18 protein-coding genes are annotated in these 21,054 nt (G+C 57.4%); 4 read left to right on the plus strand and 14 right to left on the minus strand.

Annotated features, from left to right (window positions below):
• Nucleotides 1–15: 15 nt before the first annotated feature.
• Together HH1059_RS05775 and hisI are read right to left on the minus strand one after the other, a co-directional pair.
• A complete protein-coding gene (locus HH1059_RS05775) occupies nt 16–780 on the minus strand; it encodes a class I SAM-dependent methyltransferase (protein WP_096409173.1) in 765 nt (254 codons plus the stop codon).
• A 79-nt stretch (nt 781–859) separates the two neighbouring features.
• On the minus strand, nt 860–1,288 hold the full coding sequence (hisI, locus tag HH1059_RS05780) for a phosphoribosyl-AMP cyclohydrolase (RefSeq protein ID WP_096409174.1): 429 nt from the start codon (nt 1,286–1,288) through the stop codon (nt 860–862).
• A 111-nt stretch (nt 1,289–1,399) separates the two neighbouring features.
• Here hisI and HH1059_RS05785 point away from each other — a divergent pair, with 111 nt between their 5' ends.
• Nucleotides 1,400–2,935: a bifunctional aminoglycoside phosphotransferase/ATP-binding protein gene (locus HH1059_RS05785; RefSeq protein ID WP_096409176.1), complete on the plus strand. Its 1,536-nt coding sequence runs from the start codon at nt 1,400–1,402 to the stop codon at nt 2,933–2,935.
• A 17-nt stretch (nt 2,936–2,952) separates the two neighbouring features.
• Nucleotides 2,953–4,320, plus strand: a complete 1,368-nt coding sequence (locus HH1059_RS05790; protein WP_096409177.1) for a glutamate--cysteine ligase — start codon at nt 2,953–2,955, stop codon at nt 4,318–4,320.
• Between the two features lie 225 nt (nt 4,321–4,545).
• Here HH1059_RS05790 and HH1059_RS05795 read toward each other — a convergent pair whose 3' ends face one another.
• From HH1059_RS05795 to HH1059_RS05820, 6 genes are all read right to left on the minus strand, one after another.
• The gene (locus HH1059_RS05795; protein WP_162549381.1) at nt 4,546–5,394 is read right to left on the minus strand and encodes a universal stress protein; all 849 of its coding nucleotides are present in this window, start codon (nt 5,392–5,394) and stop codon (nt 4,546–4,548) included.
• Complete coding sequence (locus HH1059_RS05800) at nt 5,387–7,831, minus strand: ATP-binding protein (RefSeq protein WP_096409180.1); 2,445 nt, start codon at nt 7,829–7,831, stop codon at nt 5,387–5,389. Before HH1059_RS05800 ends, HH1059_RS05795 begins: the two co-directional genes overlap by 8 nt.
• An 85-nt stretch (nt 7,832–7,916) precedes the next feature.
• Entirely contained in the window at nt 7,917–8,582 is a 666-nt protein-coding gene (locus HH1059_RS05805; protein ID WP_162549382.1) for a diacylglycerol/polyprenol kinase family protein, read from the minus strand.
• A gap of 10 nt (nt 8,583–8,592) precedes the next feature.
• Nucleotides 8,593–9,804 carry a porin gene (locus HH1059_RS05810; RefSeq protein ID WP_162549383.1) on the minus strand — a complete coding sequence of 404 codons (1,212 nt, stop codon included), beginning with the start codon at nt 9,802–9,804 and terminating at the stop codon, nt 8,593–8,595.
• A 244-nt stretch (nt 9,805–10,048) separates the two neighbouring features.
• Entirely contained in the window at nt 10,049–11,110 is a 1,062-nt protein-coding gene (locus HH1059_RS05815) for an NAD(P)/FAD-dependent oxidoreductase (protein ID WP_096409185.1), read from the minus strand.
• Between the two features lie 57 nt (nt 11,111–11,167).
• On the minus strand, nt 11,168–11,446 hold the full coding sequence (locus HH1059_RS05820) for a hypothetical protein (protein WP_096409187.1): 279 nt from the start codon (nt 11,444–11,446) through the stop codon (nt 11,168–11,170).
• 208 nt (nt 11,447–11,654) lie between these two features.
• On the opposite strand from HH1059_RS05820, the gene HH1059_RS05825 reads away from it, so the two are divergent.
• The gene (locus HH1059_RS05825; RefSeq protein WP_096409188.1) at nt 11,655–12,437 is read left to right on the plus strand and encodes an ankyrin repeat domain-containing protein; all 783 of its coding nucleotides are present in this window, start codon (nt 11,655–11,657) and stop codon (nt 12,435–12,437) included.
• Between the two features lie 73 nt (nt 12,438–12,510).
• Here the strand turns inward: HH1059_RS05825 and umuC are convergent, their stop codons facing one another.
• The 6 genes from umuC to HH1059_RS05855 form a co-directional block, all read right to left on the minus strand.
• On the minus strand, nt 12,511–13,782 hold the full coding sequence (gene umuC, locus HH1059_RS05830; RefSeq protein WP_096409190.1) for a translesion error-prone DNA polymerase V subunit UmuC: 1,272 nt from the start codon (nt 13,780–13,782) through the stop codon (nt 12,511–12,513).
• Nucleotides 13,782–14,210: a translesion error-prone DNA polymerase V autoproteolytic subunit gene (gene umuD, locus HH1059_RS05835; protein WP_096409191.1), complete on the minus strand. Its 429-nt coding sequence runs from the start codon at nt 14,208–14,210 to the stop codon at nt 13,782–13,784. Before umuD ends, umuC begins: the two co-directional genes overlap by 1 nt.
• A gap of 21 nt (nt 14,211–14,231) precedes the next feature.
• A complete protein-coding gene (locus tag HH1059_RS05840) occupies nt 14,232–16,367 on the minus strand; it encodes an ATP-binding protein (protein ID WP_096409193.1) in 2,136 nt (711 codons plus the stop codon).
• Nucleotides 16,368–16,466: 99 nt separating this feature from the next.
• The gene (locus HH1059_RS05845) at nt 16,467–17,486 is read right to left on the minus strand and encodes a bile acid:sodium symporter family protein (protein WP_096409194.1); all 1,020 of its coding nucleotides are present in this window, start codon (nt 17,484–17,486) and stop codon (nt 16,467–16,469) included.
• A 257-nt stretch (nt 17,487–17,743) separates the two neighbouring features.
• Nucleotides 17,744–19,699 (minus strand): AMP-dependent synthetase/ligase, encoded by a 1,956-nt coding sequence (locus HH1059_RS05850; protein WP_096409196.1) that lies wholly within the window; start codon nt 19,697–19,699, stop codon nt 17,744–17,746.
• Between the two features lie 30 nt (nt 19,700–19,729).
• Entirely contained in the window at nt 19,730–20,131 is a 402-nt protein-coding gene (locus HH1059_RS05855; protein WP_096409197.1) for a DnaJ family domain-containing protein, read from the minus strand.
• Nucleotides 20,132–20,274: 143 nt separating this feature from the next.
• Between HH1059_RS05855 and HH1059_RS05860 the strand changes: the two genes are divergently transcribed.
• Nucleotides 20,275–20,826 (plus strand): class I SAM-dependent methyltransferase, encoded by a 552-nt coding sequence (locus HH1059_RS05860; protein ID WP_096409199.1) that lies wholly within the window; start codon nt 20,275–20,277, stop codon nt 20,824–20,826.
• Nucleotides 20,827–21,054 lie beyond the last annotated feature (228 nt).

Here is a 21,054-nt window from a genome sequence, read left to right on the forward strand (position 1 = left end):
AATGTGTTGCGATCTTTAGCGCCGCGGTCGCTTGAGTACCCATATCTCCAGCAGAGCCCACTCCTCTCCCGGGTAGTTCTCCTGCTCGAGGGCGGAGAGCTTGCGGTGGCGTGAGGCCATGCTGCCCACAAACTCCAGCTGTTCCAGGAGCACTCGCTTGGTGGCATCCGCCTTGTCAAGGGCGAAGGGGTTGAGGAAGTTGACTAGCATGTAACCTTCACGCTCGGTCTGAGCGAACGAATCGATAAGCTTCTGAATCGCCTCTGGCTCCAGGTAGACTAGGGCAGCTGTGGAGATGACGATATCGGCCTGGGCCATAGCCTCATTGACGGCGTTCTGTTGCTGCTCGGTGGGGGCGTTGAGATCAGCAGTAATGGTCTGATCAAACAGACCTGCCGACGCGCCGTAGGCCATGGCGTTGGCGGAGATATCGATTGCCGTGGTGTGCGCCGGAAAGCGCCGTGAGCCGTTGACTTGTCGGCAGGCCGCCTCGTCGCGCCAGTTCTCGCGGATCTGCTGAAAGTCCATGCCGTACAAGGTGGCCATGGTGGTATTGCCGAAACAGGCGCACAGGTCGAGGAAATTTAGCTGCTTGCCAGCAGAGGCTTGCTCTTTTGCCCAGGGCAGAATCAGCCGATCGAAGGTCTGGCGGTTGAAGTCATCCGAGACATACTCCAAATCATCAAGAATACGCTCTTTGAAGGGAACCGGTGTCTCGGCTACGTAGATGTCGTCAAAGTGCTGTTTTTTCTCGTCGGTCTTCACGCCCGAGTTGGACATAATTGGCTCCTTTGAAATTTGCTTGTAGTTGGCGCCCTCTGCGCGAGCGCGGGTGCTAGCCGGGGTATCGGCGCAGAGATCAGCGCCGATAAAGCCGATCGGGCGGGATGAGGGGGTCTTCTATTACCTCCACACTATCACCGCGGATGGCGTTATAGAAACACGACTCCCTGCCGGTATGGCAGGCCGGTCCTTGTTGATCTACCAAAAGGAGGATGGTGTCGCCGTCACAGTCGAGCCGTAAGTCAATCAGCCGTTGTACTTGGTTAGAGGTCTCACCCTTGCGCCAGAGCTTGGCCCGGGAGCGCGAATAGTAACATACTCTGCCTGTAGCGATGGTCTCTTGTAGCGCTTCACGGTTCATCCAGGCCATCATCAGCACCCGGCCGCTATCGTGCTGTTGCGCAATAGCCGGTAGCAGCCCATCATTGTTAAAGGGCAGGCTATCGAGGGTCTGTTGCAGTGGTAGACTTTCTCCGGTCTTTGCGGTCTCGTTTGTTTCGATCATGCGCGGTACTATAAGGGCTGAAAGCAGTTAAAATCTACACCTAAGCTACATGGTTGCTGAACAGTTAAGTAACTCACCTTGCCTGCTTAGCAAAACCAGCTAGGAGAGAAAGTGACCGATATAATCGATTCACTTGAACAGCATCGTAAGCTAGTCGAGCGGCTTTGTCGCGGACAGGGGCTTGGTTGGGAGGTCGATGAGGTTAAACGCATTGAGACCCACATCTCTACCGTTTTGCTTGCCGGTGAGTATGTTCTCAAGCTCAAAAAGCCTGTCAACCTTGGATTTCTTGATTTTTCCACCCTCGAGCGGCGTGGCCACTTCTGTGCTGAGGAGATTCGCCTTAACTCGCGTCTTGCGCCGCAGATCTACTTGCGTCGGGTAGAGATAACCGGCGACGTAGATGAGCCCGTTATTGAGGGCGACGGTGAGGTTCTTGAGTACGCAGTGCTGATGCGCCGTTTCCCTGAGAATGAGCTGATGAATCGGCTGCTGCGGGAGGGGCGTTTGCCGGATAACGCGATAATCGATTTGGCAGAGACGGTCGCGCAGTTCCACCGCTCGATACCGCAGGTCGAGACGGATAGTGACTACGGTCAGCCTGAGCGCGTTGCTGAGCCGGTTATGCAGAATTTTCAGCAACTGAGCGGGCAGAGTGCCGCCGAGTCGGTGCGTGCCGAGTTACATGCCTTGCGCCGCTGGAGCGAGGCTGAGTTGCGCCGGCTTGAACCGGTGATGCGCGAGCGGCGCGAGGCAGGCATGATTCGTGAGTGCCACGGCGATCTGCATTTGGGCAATGTGGCTTGGCATGACGAGCAGGTCATCGTCTTCGATGGCATTGAATTCGATCCGGCCCTGCGTTGGATCGATACCGTCAGCGAGATTGCCTTCACAGTCATGGATCTTGAATTCCAGGGGGTTAAGCGTCTGCGAAACATCTTTCTGGATGCTTATTTGCAGCGCACCGGAGACTATCAAGCCCTCAAATTACTACCTTTTTACGCTGTCTACCGGGCGCTGGTGAGGGCCAAGATAAACGGCTTTGAGGTTGAGCAGGGGGCCGGGTGCGGTGCTCAAGAAGCACTTGAGGAACACGTTCAGCTGGCGCGCAGTTTTACCCGGACGCGTAATCCGGAGCTGGTTATCACCTTCGGGTTGTCGGGGTCCGGGAAGAGTAGAAGGGCGCGGCGTCTGGTAGAGGAGCGGGGCTTTATTCGTTTGCGTTCCGATGTCGAGCGCAAGCGGCTGTTTGGGATGGATCCGCTAGATAGTTCCGAGTCAGGTCTGGATGAGGGTTTGTATACCCAAGATGCCAGTGATATGACTTATCAATACCTCTTGGACCAAGCGCGCACGGCCCTGCGCGCGGGCTTTTCGGTGGCGGTTGATGCCGCTTTCCTTGCAGCAAAAAGGCGTAAACCTTTTCTCGATTTGGCCGAAGAGCTAGGTTGCCGGTTCCGCATCTTGCACGTCAGTGCTCGTGAGGAGGTCCTGCGCGAGAGATTGCGCCAACGCATGGCCAAGGGTAAGGATCCGTCCGAGGCCGGCGAGGCGGTGTTGGATGCTCAACTTAAGAGCGCCGAGCCCCCCACAGGTGAAGAGGCCCCATTCGTTGAGATGATCGACACCGAAGAGCGATTTCAGTAAACCAGTAAAGGGAATACATGTCTGGAGCACCTAGCTCGTCTACCGAGCCAGTCACCCATATCCATCAGTTAATCGCCTACATTGAGCAAGGAGCCCGCCCCAAGCACGAGTGGCGCATTGGTACCGAGCATGAGAAGTTCGTCCACCGGCTGGAGGACTTCGGCCCGGTAGATTATGCCGGGGAGAGGGGGATTGGCGAGTTTTTGATCAGGATGCAGCGCTTCGGTTGGGAGCCGGTCCATGAGGCAGGTAATGTGATCGCCCTCAAGCGCGCTGGAGGGGCCTCTATCAGCCTAGAGCCGGGCGGGCAGATAGAGCTTTCCGGCGCTCAGTTAGAGTCTCTGCACGATACCTGTTCGGAGGTAGGCAATCATCTCGAGCAGGTCAATGAGGTCTCGCGCGAGCTGCAGGTGGGCATGCTAGGGTTCGGTTTCCACCCGCATTGGCGCCGCGAGCAGATCCCGTGGATGCCTAAGCAGCGCTACGATGTGATGGGCCGTTATATGCCGCAGGTCGGCAGCATGGGCCTGGATATGATGCTGCGCACCTGCACGGTGCAGGTCAATCTGGATTTTTCCAGCGAGTCTGACATGGTCCGCAAGATGCGCGTCGGCATGGCTCTGCAGCCGATTGCTACCGCCTTGTTCGCCAACTCGCCGTTGTGTGAGGGTAAGCCCAACGGCTATTTGAGCTATCGCAGTCGTGTTTGGGAGGATACCGATCCGGATCGCTGCGGGATTCTGCCCTTTGTCTTCGAGTCGGGCATGGGCATAGAGCGCTATGTCGAATACGTCCTCGACGTTCCCATGTACTTTGTCCATCGGGACGGCTTTTATGTCGACTGTGCCGGGGAGTCTTTCCGCGATTTTCTCGCCGGTCGTCTGCCGCAGTTACCCGGTGAGTATCCGACTCTGGGCGATTGGGATTTGCATTTATCGACCCTCTTCCCGGAAGTGCGGCTAAAGCAGTTTTTGGAGATGCGCGGGGCCGACGGCGGCGGCTGGCAAGGACTTTGTGCTTTGCCAGCACTGTGGACTGGACTTCTCTACGATAGCGCCGCGCTCAGTGCCGCTGAAGAGCTAATAAGTGACTGGAGTGGTGAAGAGGTTATGCAGCTACGCCATGAGGTACCCCGAACTGCCCTGCGGACGCAATTTCGCAATACTACGGTCCGGGAGATTGCCCGGGATGTTTTGGCTATAGCCGATGAGGGGTTGGCCAATCGTAATCGCCTGGATAAACGTGGCCGTGATGAGCGCCGCCATATTGAGCGGCTGTGGCAGACGGTGGATAGTGGTGTGACGCCGGCTGAGGAGCTGCTTGATGTCTTCCATAACCGTTGGCGAGGGGACATTGAGCCGGTCTATACTGAGTTTGCCTACTGAACTCGTCGCTGGAGCTTGCTGATAATCCTGCCGATTAGGCCGTTCTTTCCAACAGCCTCAAAAATCCCCCTGCGCCACTTGGTGCCCCCGGCGTGGAGGACGCCGTAAATCCATCCCTGGAGGCTTCATGGCGCCATCCTTGGCGCCAAGACCTCCACTCCGGGGGCACCAAGTGGCGCAGGGGGATTTTTGAGGCATCTTGCAGCAGATCAGAAGAAGCTCTCCTCAAGGTAGTACCAGTAGCGGGATGCGCAGCCGATCCACCAGTAACTCGGCTGCCTCGTAATGGATCAGCTGGCTGCGGCGGCTGAGGATTAGTTTACCTATACAATCATCTGCGACTATGCCGGCTATCTGCTCGGCATCGATGTCGGTTGTTGAGATCAGTCTTGCCCTTGGGTAGTGATCTAGGAGCCAGGGGCGCAGCTGCTTATCTATAAGCTCTGAGTCATTTTCCGGCTCAACAACTACCGTCGCTAGAGTCTCATGCTCGCCGAGCATGGCGTGGGCTAACCGTAACGTCTCGAGGCCAGAGTGGCTAGTAGAATCTGCTTCAATGAGAAGCGCTGCGCGCAGTTGCGTCTGTCTGCCTGCGACCGGCTGCTCCCAGACCATTACCGGCCCCGGGGCTTGGCGGGTAACAGCCCGAGCCGTTGAGCCGAGGCGCAGTCCCCGAGTTCGGGCGTAGCCGACCCGGCCGAGGATCAGGAAGTCATCAGCGCTGATTTTCTGCAGTGTCTCGGGGATGACCCGGCCCCGACTTACATGCAGCTGCCATTTTATCTGGCGGCTGCCCGCGCAGCGGTTAAGGGCCCTGCGTGCCTCTTCGGCACGGTGGCGCATGCTCTCTTCCAGGGAGTTGCGGTCGATCTTGCGCACAGCACCTGATAGGCCGATTTCACGCGCCCACGGGTAAGCGGCGCAGCGCAAGAGATCTTCCTCCTCGATAAATAGGGCAAGTAGCTCAGTCTGCCAGTGACAGGCTATATCAATAGCAGTATTCAACGCTTCAAGGCTGTTACGGGAGGCATCAATCAGCACAACAACCCGTTTGGGGCTGTACTCATTAACCATTGATTTCCCCCTGGGACTCATCCGGTGAGCTGTTATCAGCGCCTAACCTGTTATCACCCTGACTGTTATCATCCGCTCTGGAGCCATGCTGCGCCTGGGCGAATTTCTCCAGTCTTGCTGCTATCCTGGCGTATAGCGACCCTTCGCTCCAATTGCCTTCGGCATCCTGTTCACCCACCGGGGAGTCGGTCAGTAGATGCACAGCCTCATCGACGTAGTGCAGTGGATAGATATGGAATTGCCCTGCAGCTACAGCATCTCTGACCCTCTCGGCCAACATCAAATGGGCGACATTGCTCGCCGGCAAGGCGACCCCCTGGGTGCCGGTTAACCCTGCATCCTGGCAGATATCAAAAAAGCCCTCGATCTTCTCATTCACCCCGCCTACCGCTTGCACTTCGCCGAGTTGGTTAATCGAGCCGGTAAGGGCAATGTCCTGGCGCAGGGGTAGCTCACCGATAGCGGAGAGCAGGGCGCACAGTTCGGCTACCGAGGCACTGTCGCCATCGACGCCGGAATAGCTCTGCTCGAAGGCTATGCTGGCTGACAGGGATAACTCGCTCTCTGGTGCGAAGCGCTTGGCTAAGTAGCGGGAGAGGATCATCACCCCTTTGGAGTGGATATTGCCTCCGAGCTTGGCCTCACGTTCGATGTCGATCAGCTGCCCTTTGCCGGGCCGGGCGGTAGCTGTTATGCGGGTCGGGCGGCCGAAGCTAAAGTTGCCTAGCTGAAGTACAGAAAGCCCGTTAACGCATGCTATCTGCCTGCCATCCGTATTGATTACAAGTGTGCCACGACCGATCATCTGCCGACTGCGATCGCGCAACCTGGCGGCGCGCCGCTCCTGTGCGGCAAGGGTTTGTTCGATATGGCGGCGCTCAATGATCTGTTCATGATCGCCGGCAGCGTAATTATCGGCCTCCTGGAGTAGATCGGCTAGATTGCGTCCGCCCGCCTCAAGGCGCAGGCTGTCTTCGGCCATACGGCTGCTGTACTCGATTATCCGCGCTACGGCCTCGTTATTTAGATGGCGCAAATCAAGTTGTGCGGCGAATGTGGCAATTAGCCGGGCGTAGAGCCTCTCGGTTTCACTATCCCGCGGTAGATCATCCTCAATGTCGGCCTCGATCTTGAAAAGATCAGGGAAATCCGGGTCGTAGGCCGAGAGCAGGTAATAGATGATGCGGTCACCGAGTAGAACGACCTTAGTGTCTAGTGGCATCGGTTCGGGCTCAAGGGTTACCGTACTCCAGAATCCGTGGACCTGTTCAAGCGACTCAATTCGCACCTCACCGGCGAATAGGGCCCGTTTCAAAGATTGCCAGGCATAGGGCTGAGTCAAGAGTTTTTGGGCATCGATTATCAGGTAGCCGCCATTAGCCTGGTGCAAAGAGCCGGGTCGGATGAGCCTGAAGTCGGTTAACAGTGCCCCTTGAAAGACGTGATGCTCGGTGCGCCCGACTAGGCGCTGGTGGTTGGGCAGATCCTCGTATACTACCGGAGCCCCTTGGTCCGGTTCGTGGTTGACGATAAGGTTGCCCCGGTACTGGTTTAGTACCGCTTCCATAGAGTCCTGGTTATCCTGCGGCTTGAATGCCTCGATGTTTTCAATGATGTCATTGCGGATTGCCTCTAGGTGTTCGGCAGCTACCGGGTTGTCAGCGCCGTAGCGCTGATGAAGCTGCTGAATACGGTGACCGATAGCGAGCAGGGTCATCTCTTCGTTGAGCTTGCGGGTCTGCTCTTGTACCTCTTTGCGCCACTTCGGCGCCTGTTTTGCTATCTGCTCGAGCTTCTCCTGTAAATATTCGATATTCTTCTGAATTTCCTTGCGCTCTTGCTCAGGAAGCTGCTGAAACTTGTCCGGTTCGATGACCTCACCGTTTCTCACCGGGGCGATGGTGAACCCGGATGGTGTCTGGAGCAGGGTGGCGTCGAGCTGTTCGGCCTCTTGTTGGAGTTGCTCAAAGGCTTCGCGCTGGCGGCGGTTGAGTTGCTGTTGGAGCTCATGGAGGCGATTTTGATACTCATCGCTCTCGAATGTGGCGGGGATGTTGCTGCGCAGCTCATCGATAAGCTCATCCAGGTCAGCGCACCACTTCTCCCCCTCGCCGGCAGGTAGCCGGAGCAGTTTGGGGTAAGTGGAGTCGTCAAAGTTATTCAGGTAGCACCAGTCCGAGGGGGTTTGCTGTGAGTTGGCACGGGCCTGGATGAGACGCCGAGCCAGATGTAGTTTGCCACTGCCGTCGGGGCCGAGAACGAATATGTTAAAGCCGTGCCGGGAGATCTGTGTACCCAACTCAAGGGCTTCAAGTGCCCGCTCTTGGCCAGGGGGCTGTGCTATCGGCTCCAGCTCAGCGGTGGAGTTAAAGCCTAGGTCGGCTGCTGGGCAGATACGGTAAAGCCTATCCAAGGACAGTGGCTGCGGCTTGTGCATAGTCACCTTTTTTCAGCAGTGGTTGCCAAGTTAGGAGAAGCCAATACCTTTGGTGCTACAGTGGTGGGATTGGCAGTTTCTCCCCCTATATACCCAAGAGCAAGTAGGCCACGAAGGCCGTTGCCAGTGATACGGTCAGGTTATCTTCACCGTTGCGCGATATGGCTTCAAATAGGGTGGCTATAGTGCCAATCGCGACGGCTGGCAAGATCACCGTTGCCAGGCCATAAAACGGTGCCAGCACTATTACGGATAATGCCGTGCTGACCAGGAACATGGTCGCACTACCCTCAAAGCTCTTGGTGGCCCCGCGGATGTTATAGCGGTGCCGGCCTAGATAGTAGCCGACGAATCCGGCCAGGCCATCGCCCCAAGCCATGATGAGGATGCCGAGGACCGCAAACACCTCGCCTTCCAGCGGCCAGAGTACCGAGATGAGGATGACGTGGCTGAGCGCATAGTAGAAAAATCCGAGGTTGGTGCGCTTGGTGCCATCGCCGCTTACCAGGATCTTCAGCCGGGTAAGGCTTAGTATTACGCCGATGGTCACTAATGCCGTGGTGGTGATGGCGAGCCAGACTGGGATCTCAAACCACCAGGCGATAAGGATGATATGACCACCACCGATATGGGCGATCTTGCGGGCGAACTCCGGTTGGGCGCCGAAGTAGCGGCGCAGCCCTTCGGCGATAGCGATGATCGCGGCAATGCCAATGATTGCTAGAGCAGCATGAAATAGGCTTGTAGTCATATCTGGCGTCTCAAAAATCAAACCTCACTCCACTCGATAGCGCCCAGGTCGTACAGCCCCTATCGGCTGGCGAGGCATCCTCCATTGCCTCGCGATCCGGTCCCGCCGTACGGCCGTGGACCCAAGGTGCTAAGCAGGAATTACTTTTATTGTTGATGTTGGCGAAGGTGGTATAGAGCCGGGTTCTCTCATCGGCGTGGAAGACGATACCCAGGGCGCCCATCCGCGCACCATAGCCGCTGCGATCGGCGTCGATGGCGTAATATTGACCGCGCAGTTCGAGGTCTTCGGCGAGGTTGTACTTTACACCCAGACCGCCACCTAGTGCATCCACATACCCCTCAGGATCATCATTATTATTGTCAAAGTATGGGAAAGAGTCCTGGGTGATTTGCGCTAAGGCATAGAGGGTTAAGTTTTCGCTTGCCTCGAGTTTGACGCCTAGGCGGTAGCCCTCTCCGGAGCGGCGATCATCAAGTGTATCTCCCTCAGAGCCGTAATAGCGCTCATGCCCCAAGGCTAACCAAAACCGCTCGCCGACGTAGCGCAGCAAGGCGCTATAGGAGTTGAAATCATTATCATCGGCGGGGGTCTCTTCATCGCTATCACGATCCTCAGTATCGAAGCTATACTGCAACTCCACCCCCCAGCCTTGCTGCTCAGGGCTGATATAGCGGATACCACTGCGCATTCGCCCATCGAGGTGGGGGTTGTGTGGTCCGCGCAGCACATTGCGCGTGTCACCCATTTGACCGCTAAACAGATCGGTGTCACCGCGCAGGTCTTTCAGGACTGTGTTCATGTAGCCGAGCTTGATCGTCCCCCACTCATCCTCAAGGCCGAGAAAGGCGCTGCGCGAGGCCCAATCCGCCCCTCTGCCACGATTAAAATCGATCCATTGCTCCACTTCGCCGAGCAGTTTCAGGCCGGTATCGAGAGTATGTTCGGCTTGAATGCCGATGCGGCTAGAGTTGCTAGCTAAATCAAAGGCTGAGTATTCGTCACCGCCGTGGTAGTAATCGACCGATACGTTAGCGCGACCGTAAACCTCTATATCGGGGGAGTCATCCTCAGACAGCACCGCTGAGGGATAGCTGAGTGAGGCAATTAGCAGCGCGGCAGGGCCCAACAGGCGGCCATCAACCGACCATGAGCGCTGCCGCTGCGGGCGTGTTGCCCGGCTCACAGTAGCAGGAACCTCGAAATAACCCCTCGCTGCCATCAGCTGCCCCACTGTGGAGGACGCCGTAAATCCATCCCTGGAGGCTTCATGGCGCCATCCCTGGCGCCAAGACCTCCACAGCGGGGCGGCTGATGGCAGCGAGGGGTTATTTCGAGGTGCCCTAGCGGCTTTGAGAAGCTTTAGAAAAGGTCGGCTACGATTATGGCTAGTTAATCTGTCCATTTTTGCGGCTATGCCGTAGAGAATTGAATCAACACGCATCTAAGTAATCTGCCATGGGCAATCAGTGGGGCTCCGGCGGCTGCGCAGAAAGACACCCTTGGGGGATCGGAGCGCCGTTGAGCAGGTGCTCGGCTAGGGCGTCGGCGAGATAGGGTGCCTGCAAGACAGCACGGCTGCCGAGGCCGTTTAGTAAGGCTAGCGGCTTACCGGGCAGGCGGCCGAGGATCGGTTTTTTCGATGGTGTCGCCGGGCGTAGCCCGGCGCGGTGATCGCTGACTCTAACCGCCGGGGGGCGGGCTAGCAGGCGAGGTAGTTGGGCGAGGAGGGTTTGACGTCCGGTGTTGCTGACGATTGCCGGGGTGTCGGTCTGGCCGTAAGTAGCACCGAGTTTGGCCTCACCATTGGGCAGGGGAGCCATCCAGCCGCCGGCGGCGTGGAATATGTATGGCGGCAGTGGCTCTTCGGGCGCTAGGGTCAGGACCTCGCCGGGTATTGTGGTTAGATCTAGTTCGGCTAGGAAGGGGTTGTGCCGGGCGTTCGGACCCTCGCAAAAGATCGCCGCGGTAAAGCTTTGCTCGCCCCAGCGCACTCGGTCGGTGTCGATCTCAAGTTCGGCAGGATCGAAGCGCTGCCGGTATAGTGAGCCCTGCTCCCGGAGTAATCGTGCGGTAGCATCAAGAAGGGTCGGGGCATCGAGATGGCCGCCATGGATCTCGAAGCTGCCCAGCGGATCAGTGAGGATCCCGTTACAGCCGCCAGGCTGATGGAAGTCCCCGAGCCATCTGGCATACGGCTCTTGTTGCTTGCGCTTGCGATAGCGGGGGATCTCATCGCGATGGCAGACGTTGTGCAGCAGCGTAAAACGGTGCAGGATCCGGCAGCCGAAACGGCGCTCTAGCTCTTGGTAACGCTGCCAAGAGAAGAGTACGCTCGGCGATCCTGCCGCTGGAAAGGTCAGCCTAGGGCCGGCTAGGGGGGTTGCCAAGCCGCCGGTGATGCGCGATGCCGCGTCGGCCTCGGCGCTGTCAACAACGCTGACTTGGCACCCGCGCTTAAGCAGGGCGAGTGCCGTCAAACTGCCGGCAAGCCCCTGGCCGACAATCAGGTAGTGGTAAGACTCCAACTGATGTTTCCCTTATGGTTGGGTATGATGGGAGCGCAGTTAGCCAATCAACCGCTATCAATAATCCCTATCGTGCAGATCTAGGCTGCCCAAATCCCCCGCTGTGGGGTTCTCATTATTGCCACCGGGGGCGTTTGAGAAGGTTGCTTCTGCTATGTCGCCTGACTCAGGCATGAAAACTGTAACCGTGTCACCTTCAACGGTTCCGTTAGGTAAGCGGTTTAGGGGTACAATCTCCATGCTCGCTTCGGGGCCGATAAGGATTCTGGCCAAGCCTTGGTCTATGGAATCAACGGTAGCCATCTGACCGGCTTGGTGATCATGGTCGCTAATCATGACCGAGAGCCTCTATTGCCAACATTGTTGCGGACGGTGTAAGACGTATCACCAATAATAGCCGCTTCGATGCGCAAACTAAAACACCAAAGTTGGTTAGTCTAGTTCAGAGTATGGCTGGTGAGGCGAAGAACCGCGGATAATTATTTTGTTATCAGTGTCATTGTGGTGAAGTTGTACACTGACTACCGACAACGGAGGATGATAAATGAGGATAGGAAAAGTATGCCGGGCGAGCTTGCTCGGGTGGGGATTGGGGCTGTTGCTAGCATCGAGCGCCGCTCTGGCTAACCCTCAGGAAGAGCTGGTACATGCCGCCATCGATGGTGGCCCGGATGATATTGCCGCTGCTGTTGAAAACGGCGCAGACGTTAATGAGCCCCACGAGGGTGGCTGGACCGCCTTAATGATAGCGGCCGAACTCAATGATGCCGATGTGGTTAAGAAGCTTATCGACGAGGGGGCAGACGTCTCGGTACAGCGCGAGGCTAGCGGTTTCTCGGCGCTGATGATTGCCGCCGAGCACAATGATGCCGAGGTTGTGCAAGCCCTGCTTGATGCCGGTGCCGATACTGAGATGCGGGATAATGAAGACTGGACAGCCTTAATGCTGGCGGCCGCATGGAATGACCCCGAGGTGGTTGAAGTACTGCTGGATGGCGGAGCTGATATTGACGCGCGCAGTGACGGTGGGGGCACCGCGCTCATTTTTGCGGCGCGCAATAATAATGCGGCGATGGTAGAGGCCCTTATTGAGGGCGGCGCCGATGTCAATGCCCGCAATGAGTGGGGATTTACCAGCCTGATGGCGGCATCTTACGCCAATGAGCCAGGGGTGGTTAGCTCGTTGATTGAGGCCGGCGCCGATCCGACCTTGACTGATCGGCACGATCAAACAGCCGCCGACTGGGGTAGGCGCAATTCCCGAGTTCACGATACACAAGTCTATTATGCCATGCGCGATGCCGAGGAAGAGGTTCAGGAGGAGTGAGCGCTGGGGCTGGAGTGCTGATTAGCGCTGCAGGTCAGTCAGCTGTTTTCCTCAGGCAGTCGCGGAGACGGTACTAACGCACAACCGGCAGATCCGACCAACGCGTCGTATAGGCAGGTGATAGGTTTTTCCGGCGCATCCGCCAGCCGGCGGGGCCGCGGCGCTGCACTCCGAAGGTAACGGCGCTCTGGCCGTGGCGGCGATTGATCGCATCGACCGTGTGCATAAGCTGTTCGGAGCGAGCGCGTGCGCTGTGATCGGTGAACAGATCAGCGGATGCCGCCGGGGACTGTAGCTCGGCGAGCATAATGCCTGCCTTGATGTAGGCATAGCCAGGCTGCCAAAGCTGCTCGGCAATGTGGAGAGCGGCGGTGAGCAAATCGCGGGTATCGGCAGTAGGTACCGGTAAACGGCTAGAAGCCGAGGGCGTGTGCTGAGGCTCAGCCGCCAGGTGCGGGTTGGTGCGCAGAAAGACCGTTAGCGCCCCGGCATACTGACCGGTCCCCCGCAGGCGCTCGGCAGCGCGTACCGCGTAATCAGCAACAGCCTCGCGCATGGCCGAGTACTCCCTGATCGGGGCGCCGAAGGTCCGCGAGCAGATGATCTGCTGTTGCGGCGCAGGCTCGCTGTCAAGGTCGTGGCAGGCCCTGCCGCGCAGCTCCTCTGCGGTGCGTGCTAGAGTTACTGGGAAGAGCTGACGTATGCGGCTGTCCCGGAGGAGGGCTAGGTCGGCGGCGCTCCTAACACCAAGGGCTTCTAGCCGCTCGGCGAAGCGACCCCCGACGCCCCATACCTCTTTAACCGGGATGTTTTTAAGGGCCTTGGTGCGCCTGTCAGGTTCACGCAGGCATGCGACACCATTATGCTGGGGGTCCTGTTTAGCAATGTAGTTGGCGAGCTTGGCTAGCGTCTTAGTTGGACCGATGCCGACGCTTACTGGCAGTCCGACATCACTTAAGACTCGAGCCTGGACCTGGCGACCGAACTCTAACGGATCGCTCAGCGCATCCAGACCGGTTAGATCGAGGAAGGCCTCGTCAATGGAGTAGACCTCGACGGCAGGGGCGAGCTCTTCCAGGGTGCGCATGACTCGCGCCGATAGATCGGCATAGAGGGCGTAGTTAGAGGAGAAGACCGCGGTACCGGCGGATTGTAGGGTGTCACGGACCCGAAAGTAAGGCTCGCCCATCGGTACACCGAGCGCCTTAACCTCCGCCGAACGGGCTACAATGCAGCCGTCGTTGTTGGAGAGAACCACCACCGGGCGCCTAGCCAGATCGGGGCGAAACAGCCTCTCGGCACTGGCATAGAAGTTGTTCACATCAACTAGGGCGTAGATAGGCATCAGCGCAAGGCATGGATGACGAAGGTGACTACACCGAAGATCTCGAGCATTTCCGGGTCGGGGATAGCGATCGGCGCGTAATCTTCGTTCTCGGCCACCAGGCGCAGATTCGGACGGAGCTCCAGCCGCTTTACCGTCAGCTCGCCTTGCCAGGCGGCGATGACAATATCGTTGTGCTTGGCCTCGATGGCCCGATCGACAACCAGCACATCGCCGGGGTGGATGCCCGCCCCGAGCATCGACTCGCCTGCAGCGCGGACAAAGTAGGTCGCCGCCGGGTGATCTATGCACAGCTCGTTTAGATCAAGCGCCCGATCGACATAGTCCTGCGCCGGTGATGGGAAACCGGCAGTAACTGACTCCAAGAACAGCGGGCAGCGTAGCTTTGTGGGTTCTTTAGCGCACGGTTGAGGATCTGTAACCAACATCGATGTTATAACTCCGTCATATCAGCTCTGGGGATCGATGAGCCGTTGTTCTCCTGCCCAGCGGAGCACTGCGAGCAGGTCCTGGCGTTGCACCGGTTTAGTCAGGAAGGTATCGGCGCCGAGCTGCTCGCACTCAATGCGCATATGCTCCCCGGCGTGGGCAGTGAGCATGGCTATACAAGTTCTATCTAGGTTGCGCTCCTTTTCTTGGTGGCGGATTTGCTCAAGGGTCTGCAGACCATCAAGGTAGGGCATTTGGACATCAAGGAGCAGCAAATCGAAGCTCTCTTGACGCCACTTTTGCAGCGCCTGCTGGCCATCCGTGACTAATATAACAGTGGCGCCGAGTTGCTCGAGGATGGTCTGCACCAGTAGGGCGTTGGTCGGCTCGTCTTCGGCGACCAGAACTGAAACTCCCTGGTGAAAACCCTCTTTAGCATAACCATCTTCTGGAGTGGCGTTTGCTGGTTGGCCATCTCGACTAGGAGGCGTATGCTGAGAGCTAGTTCCGGGTAATTGCTCAGAGGGGCTGCTCTCTTCTCGATTGCAGGGAGTATGCTTGGCAGCGCTCACGGGTGCCTCATGGCCGTAGCGTTGCTCCTGATCGCCCTGAGGAGTATCTGCGGTAGCCCGTAAGTCGGCGCTAAAGTAAAAAGTTGAGCCGCGCCCCAAGGTGCTCTCCAGCCATAAGTCACCCCCCATCAGCCGGCAGAGTTCGCGGCTTATAGTAAGGCCTAGGCCGGTGCCGAGGGTGCGTGACCCGGACTGGTCTAACTGTGTGAACGGCTCGAAGATCCGTGTCTGCTCCTGGGCCGATATACCGGGTCCTGAGTCAGTTACCGCGACCGTGACCAGATCGTTGCTGTCTACTCCGGCGTGGACCGAGATGCTGCCCTGATCGGTGAATTTAATGGCGTTAATAACCAGATTGTAGAGAACCTGAGCAAAGCGCACGTCGTCGCCATAGACGTATTCAGGCAGATCATCGTCTATCCTGACAACAAGCTCTAACCCCTTTTCCTCAGCGTGTAGAGTGAGCAGCTCAAGCTGTTCCTGGATAAATGAGCGCAGATTAAAGAGCTCTTCGCGCAGTTGCACATTGCCGCTCTCTAAGCGAGAGAGTTCGAGCAGGGTGTCAATTAGCCCGTGCAGCCTGAATCCAGCACGCCGGCTGAGACTGATGTAGTGGCGTTGGGTCTCGTCGAGACCAGAGGAGTCTTGGAGTAGTTCGGTAAAGCCGAGGATAGCGTTTAGCGGGGTGCGCAGATCGTGACTGACGGCGTTGAGAAAGTCGGTCTTTACCCGGTTGGCCTCCTCGAGCTTGAGCTGCAGGTTCTTTTGTTCGGTGATATCCCGGGCTGAACCGACAAAGCGAACAGCTGCAGCGTTATCCTCGTAAACGGGGAATTCGCGCTCTTCAATCCAGCGCACCTCGCCGTCGGGGCGGATTATCCGGTAGGTGCCTTTAAAGCCCTGTCCGGAATCGAGACACTTTTTGTGTTCGCAGAAGATCCGCTCCCTATCCTCGGGATGGATGGCAGCAAAGAACTCTCCCGGATCTTTATAGAGAGCTGTGGGGCTTCTGCCCCAGACCCTGGCGAATGAGTCATTAACGTAAATAAACTTCTCTTTGTTTCTAATCCATATCGTCTCATCGATGGTCGAGGCGATCTCGGTGAAGCGTTTCTCGGTACGTTGGAGCGACCTTTCCGCTGTATGGCGATCAGTTATATCCAGGTGATTGACTACGACCCCATAGATTTTACCTTGCTTGGCCAAAGGGGTGGCCTGCATAAGGAACCAGCGCTCTTGGTATGGCGAATGGCAGGGATATTCATGCACAAATAGCCTTATATCCCCGGCGAGAATGGCTACAATGCCCTGATATGCCTTGGTTGCGTCCGGATCGCCACTCTCCATGGCTCTTTTCAGAACATCAAGATAATCGCTACCAATTTCGAGGGTGTGGCCGCTGCCGCCGTTATTCAGGGCGAAGCTTCGCCAGGCCTCGTTGACCATAATTATCTTGCCGGAGGTGTCTATGACGGCAATATTCGAGCTGAGGGCATCGAGGCTGGCATTGGCCAGTTCCTCATTGCTTATGCTGATAGGGGCTTGCGGATAAGAGCCCCGAGAGCTTTTATTATCGGTCGCCATATTCGCATTCTCTCGCGGTAGTCCCTCGCCGTGTGGGATTGATTAATCAGGGGGAACCGCGAAAATCCGCCGGTGGGGCGGTTTTTCGGATCTGCCTTTTTAATAGGTTGTGTCGACATCGCCGACTACCTTTCTGGGGTAACGGGTTTGGTACTCTTCACCGAACAGGCGTTTGTGAACCCTGGTGTTCTGGTGAAGCTCCCAGTCTACTTTACCTATGCGACGATAGAACAGAGTGACGAATGATGAAGTTACCACAATAAAGGCTGAGTAGAGTATGGCAATCCACAGCATTTCGCTTTGAATCGGCTCAGAGAAGCTGAGCAGGATAATGGCAAAGGCGATCGGCCCATTCTGGATGCCAGTCTCAAGCGAGATTGAGCGTTTAAATCGTGGCGGCATACGAAATGCTGTAGCAGTGCCATAACCGAACAAAAATCCAACTAGGCCTATGCAGATAGAGGCTACGTATATCTCCCAGGGGGTAGCTAGGAAGTATTCGGTACGTAGCAGCAGAGCGGAGAAGAGCAGAAAGAGAATAACTATTATCGCCATAAATCCGGCGGTATCCTCGGCGGTTTTGGCCCAATCGGGAGAAAACCGGCGGAGAACCATGCCGGCGGCCACTGGGACTATTACCACTAGCAGTGAGCTGACTATATTGCTATACGGGATAACAAAATGCCCCTCTTCGCCGCCCTTGCGCATCTGCTCATCGAGTTGAGCCGCGAAACCGCTGGCGTAGAGCTCGAGGAGCAGCGGCATCATTATCAGTGCTAGTACCGTCGAGGCAGCGGTCATTGAGATGCTCAGCGCTACTGAGCCGCGGGCGAAATAGGTGAACATGTTAGAGGTACTGCCCCCGGGTAGGCAGCCGATAAGGATCAAGGCGATTGCCTTGGCCGGCGAGAGCTGAAGCAGGTGGGCGAGGCTGAAGGCTATCAGCGGCATGAGGCCGAATTGGGAGAGAAACCCGATGAGCATGCCGCGGGGGCGGTATAAGGCGTTGCGGAAATCTTGCGGAGTAAGCGCTGCGCCCATGCCGAACATGATGATCAGCACCATGATGGCGAGTAGGCCTTGTTGGGCGGGGTTGAGAAGCTGCTGCTCGATTTCCATATTACCCTACCGTTGTTCCTGTTTGCTAGCTTAGTCCACGGTCAAAAATTAGTCTATAGGGCGTCTTTAAAGACTCCCCGGTGCCATTAGCTGCCCTGTTGGGTGCTTCTAAAAACTTTCCCGGTGCCACCATCCGCCCCGGTGTGGAGGGCGCCGTGAACCCATCCCTGGAGGCTTCATGGCACCATCCTTGGCGCCATGACCTCCCCACCGGGACGGGTGGTGGCGCCGGGGAGGTTTTTATCAGTACCGGTAACCTAATCATGGCCGGCATATAGTGCATCTATTTCATCGGCATATTTTTCGGCAATAACATGGCGCTTTACCTTTAATAGCTGCGTCAGCTCGCGCCCTGTGCTAAAGCCATTACTAAGTAACCGGAATAGGCGGACCCGCTCGTGGGCACGAAAGCCCTGCTGAGCGTTGATCCGCGACTTTATCTCGCTATCTATCCATAGGCGTGCTTCGGGTAGTTCGGCGAGTTCACTAATCGACTCGACGGCGAGCCCGGCCTCGCGAAAGCCCTCTAGCGAGGGGACTATGAGGGCCGCCGGTGAGCGCCGATCCTGGCCAACCACTACGCACTGCTCGATTAGCGGCGATTGGGTCAGCTGTAGCTCGATCGGGGCAGGTTCGATGTTTTCACCATTGGCCAAAACAATGGTCTCTTTGCAGCGGCCAACTATCTTGAGGCACTCGCGATAGGTGACTAGGCCGATATCACCGGTGTGCAACCAGCCATCACGCAGCACCTCGGCGGTTGCCTCGGGGTTACGGTAGTAGCCCTTCATGACCTGCGGGCCACGTACGACAACCTCGCCCTTCAAGTCGCGACCGTAATCCTTGCGGGTTGGGTCAGGGTAGAGTGTCTTGCCGGTATCCAGGCAGACTATGCGCAGTTCAGTGCCCGGTATTGGGGGGCCGACGGTGCCGATGAGCAGACTATCGTAGGTGCGCACGGCGAGCACCGGCGATGTTTCGGTTAGTCCGTAACCCTCGAGGACGGGTATGCCGAGATAGTTAAAAAATTGATCTATGCCATCAGGCAAGGCGCCGCCACCGGATACCGAGCCCTTGAGGTTGCTGCCCACGGCCATGCGCACCTGCTCAAGGACTGCGGCGTTAAAGAAGCCGTACCACGGCAGGATTATAAACCAGCGCAGGGCGTGACCGATGCCTAGCAAGCCGTTGCTGAGCCAGCTGCGGCGGTGCATGTCGGTGCGCCGGCCGGTTAGAAAGAACACCGACTCCTTATAGTAGTGGCTGAGGAAATAGGCCGTGCGAAAGAGGGCACGGCGCATGGGGTGGCGTTGGCGCACCCCTTTGAGGATACGTTGGTGCAGGTTTTCCCAGAGCCGCGGCGCCGAACCGATAAAGGTCGGCTCAACATTGCGCAGGTCCTCTTGCAGGGTTTTTACCCCCGAGTAGTAGGTGCAGCAGCCGTTACTGATGGCAAACATCTCGAAGACCCGCTCGAAGACGTGCCAGATCGGTAGGATCGAGACCACACGGTCGGCGCAGCTGATCTGCACGGGGATGTTCTCGATCTGCGAGATCATGTTGGCGTGAGTGAGCATGACCCCTTTCGGGGCGCCGGTGGTACCGGAGGTGTAGATCAAGGTAAAGAGATCTTCGGGCTGAATGCGCTCGATGCGCGCCTCAACATTGCGGTCGCCGGCCTGCCTGAGCTCTCGGCCACGTTCGATTAGCTCATATATATGCGGCGAGTGCTGGCGTGCCCCGGCGCCGGGCTCAAGGAGTATGAGCTTGTTGAGATCGGGCAGCTGAGCGCTCAAGGCGACTACCCGGTCGTGCAATTCGGCGGTTTCGACGAAGGCAATGCGCACCCCGGCGTGACCGAATATGGCGACTATCTCATCGTCGGTTACATCGCTGCCGCGAGGGACGTTGGCGGCCCCGGCAAGCTGGGTGGCGCAGTCGGCGATGATCCACTCCAGGCGGTTATCGGCGAGGATGCCGATATGGTTTTGGTGCTCGACGCCGAGCTCGATGAGCGCCGTTGCTAGGGCCTGGCCCATCTCGTGGAGTTGGCGAAAGCTGGTCGGGATCCACTCGGTCGCCTTGCGCCGCGTAGCGAAGGCCGGCAGGTCGGCAAAGGTCTCCGCCGCCCTTTGGTAGAGCAGGGCGAGGTTGGGGGCGGTAATGCGTTGATAGTTAGAAGGGGCGGCCTTGAGACTGGGCAAGTTGATCATGCTCGCGCTGACTCCGGATTTGTGCCTGACTCAAAGCTCGGTTTTGTTGCTGCCGCGCTCCAGATGGCGCATGAGGAGGGTAGTGTACTCGGGATCCTGTGCCCACATGGGGGAGTTATGGCGGCTGCGCTGATTCTCCAGACGCGCGTAGAGTAGATCGAGCTTGCGCTGGGCATAATCACGGGTGGCGTGATCGGTTTCACTGATGCTATCGAGCAGATCTGCGACCTCGGCTATTTCGCGGCGGGTGTGCAGCTCTGGGGGCAGAAATCCGGCGTTACGCAACAGCTTATATCCCGAGCGCAGGTGTTCCGGGACTGAGCTCAGATCATCGAGTTCGAGGGGTTTGCCGGCACCGCTGAGGTTGTCTAGGTCGCCCCTTTCAACTGCTTCTGTTATGTGCTGTTCGGCAAGCCGATCGATAAGGTCCATGCTCTATCCAGTCGCTTGTTGGTTAACTAATGATCGCCGCTATAGTACATCAGCATCGTTGCGCCGCTACAATATCAGAGTTTTAATGATCTTGTTATCGAGGCGTGCGACAATACCCCTTTTTGGAGAGTCAGAAGATAGCTATGCCGCTCTGGGAGTTGGCTGTAATAGGCTTGGCCGTATTGGCAATCGCCTCGGTAGTCTTTTATACGGTAGTCACCGGCACGGCGCCGATGCCTAGTTCTGCAGCGGCACGCGATCAGATGGTGGCTATGCTCTCGGAGCCGCGCTCGGGCGATATAGTCGATGTCGGCTGCGGGACGGGAACCTTGTTATTCGCTCTCGCTGAACGTTTCCCCACCGCTCAGGTGACCGGCTATGAGCGCTCGCCGCTGCCTTACTGTATAGCTCGCCTGCGCTTATTTGCCGGCCAGTTGCGCGGTAAGTATCAGAATGTGACGCTCATCTGGGACGACTTTCGCCGCCGCTCCCTCGCCGGTTCCGGGGCAGTCTTTTGTTATCTCGATCGGCGTTCTATGCAGCAGTTAGGCGAGCAGCTTGCTGAGCAGTTGGCGTCGGGGGCGTTGGTCATTAGCAACGCCTTTGCGATCCCCAACTGGCGACCACTGCGCGTCTGTCGTATTGCAGGCAACAGCGCCCTGCCTATATATCTCTATCGGGTCCAGCCGCAGTAAGTAGGGTAGGTAGGGGGGGCTCGGCAGCTGCTGTTTAGAGCTGCCGAGGCTCCCGGTAGGCCTGCGCGTTGTTTGTAAAAGGCTAGGCAAAAGGGAACCTCTAAAACTTCGCCGGCGCCACCATCCGCCCCGGTGTGGAGGACGCCGTGAATCCATCCCTGGAGGCTTCATGGCGCCATCCCTGGCGCCAAGACCTCCACACCGGGGCGGATGGTGGCGCCAGCGAAG

Source organism: Halorhodospira halochloris, from assembly GCF_002356555.2.
GTDB classification, from domain to species: domain Bacteria; phylum Pseudomonadota; class Gammaproteobacteria; order Nitrococcales; family Halorhodospiraceae; genus Halorhodospira; species Halorhodospira halochloris.

What these genes read in the sequence shown, in the direction of transcription:
- HH1059_RS05775 (WP_096409173.1), bottom strand. Translation starts at nt 780, where the DNA reads ATGTCCAACTCGGGCGTGAAGACCGACGAGAAAAAACAGCACTTTGAC.
- hisI (WP_096409174.1), bottom strand. Translation starts at nt 1,288, where the DNA reads ATGATCGAAACAAACGAGACCGCAAAGACCGGAGAAAGTCTACCACTG.
- HH1059_RS05790 (WP_096409177.1), top strand. Translation starts at nt 2,953, where the DNA reads ATGTCTGGAGCACCTAGCTCGTCTACCGAGCCAGTCACCCATATCCAT.
- HH1059_RS05795 (WP_162549381.1), bottom strand. Translation starts at nt 5,394, where the DNA reads ATGGTTAATGAGTACAGCCCCAAACGGGTTGTTGTGCTGATTGATGCC.
- HH1059_RS05800 (WP_096409180.1), bottom strand. Translation starts at nt 7,831, where the DNA reads ATGCACAAGCCGCAGCCACTGTCCTTGGATAGGCTTTACCGTATCTGC.
- HH1059_RS05805 (WP_162549382.1), bottom strand. Translation starts at nt 8,582, where the DNA reads ATGACTACAAGCCTATTTCATGCTGCTCTAGCAATCATTGGCATTGCC.
- HH1059_RS05810 (WP_162549383.1), bottom strand. Translation starts at nt 9,804, where the DNA reads ATGGCAGCGAGGGGTTATTTCGAGGTTCCTGCTACTGTGAGCCGGGCA.
- HH1059_RS05820 (WP_096409187.1), bottom strand. Translation starts at nt 11,446, where the DNA reads ATGATTAGCGACCATGATCACCAAGCCGGTCAGATGGCTACCGTTGAT.
- HH1059_RS05825 (WP_096409188.1), top strand. Translation starts at nt 11,655, where the DNA reads ATGAGGATAGGAAAAGTATGCCGGGCGAGCTTGCTCGGGTGGGGATTG.
- umuC (WP_096409190.1), bottom strand. Translation starts at nt 13,782, where the DNA reads ATGCCTATCTACGCCCTAGTTGATGTGAACAACTTCTATGCCAGTGCC.
- umuD (WP_096409191.1), bottom strand. Translation starts at nt 14,210, where the DNA reads ATGTTGGTTACAGATCCTCAACCGTGCGCTAAAGAACCCACAAAGCTA.
- HH1059_RS05840 (WP_096409193.1), bottom strand. Translation starts at nt 16,367, where the DNA reads ATGGCGACCGATAATAAAAGCTCTCGGGGCTCTTATCCGCAAGCCCCT.
- HH1059_RS05845 (WP_096409194.1), bottom strand. Translation starts at nt 17,486, where the DNA reads ATGGAAATCGAGCAGCAGCTTCTCAACCCCGCCCAACAAGGCCTACTC.
- HH1059_RS05850 (WP_096409196.1), bottom strand. Translation starts at nt 19,699, where the DNA reads ATGATCAACTTGCCCAGTCTCAAGGCCGCCCCTTCTAACTATCAACGC.
- HH1059_RS05855 (WP_096409197.1), bottom strand. Translation starts at nt 20,131, where the DNA reads ATGGACCTTATCGATCGGCTTGCCGAACAGCACATAACAGAAGCAGTT.
- HH1059_RS05860 (WP_096409199.1), top strand. Translation starts at nt 20,275, where the DNA reads ATGCCGCTCTGGGAGTTGGCTGTAATAGGCTTGGCCGTATTGGCAATC.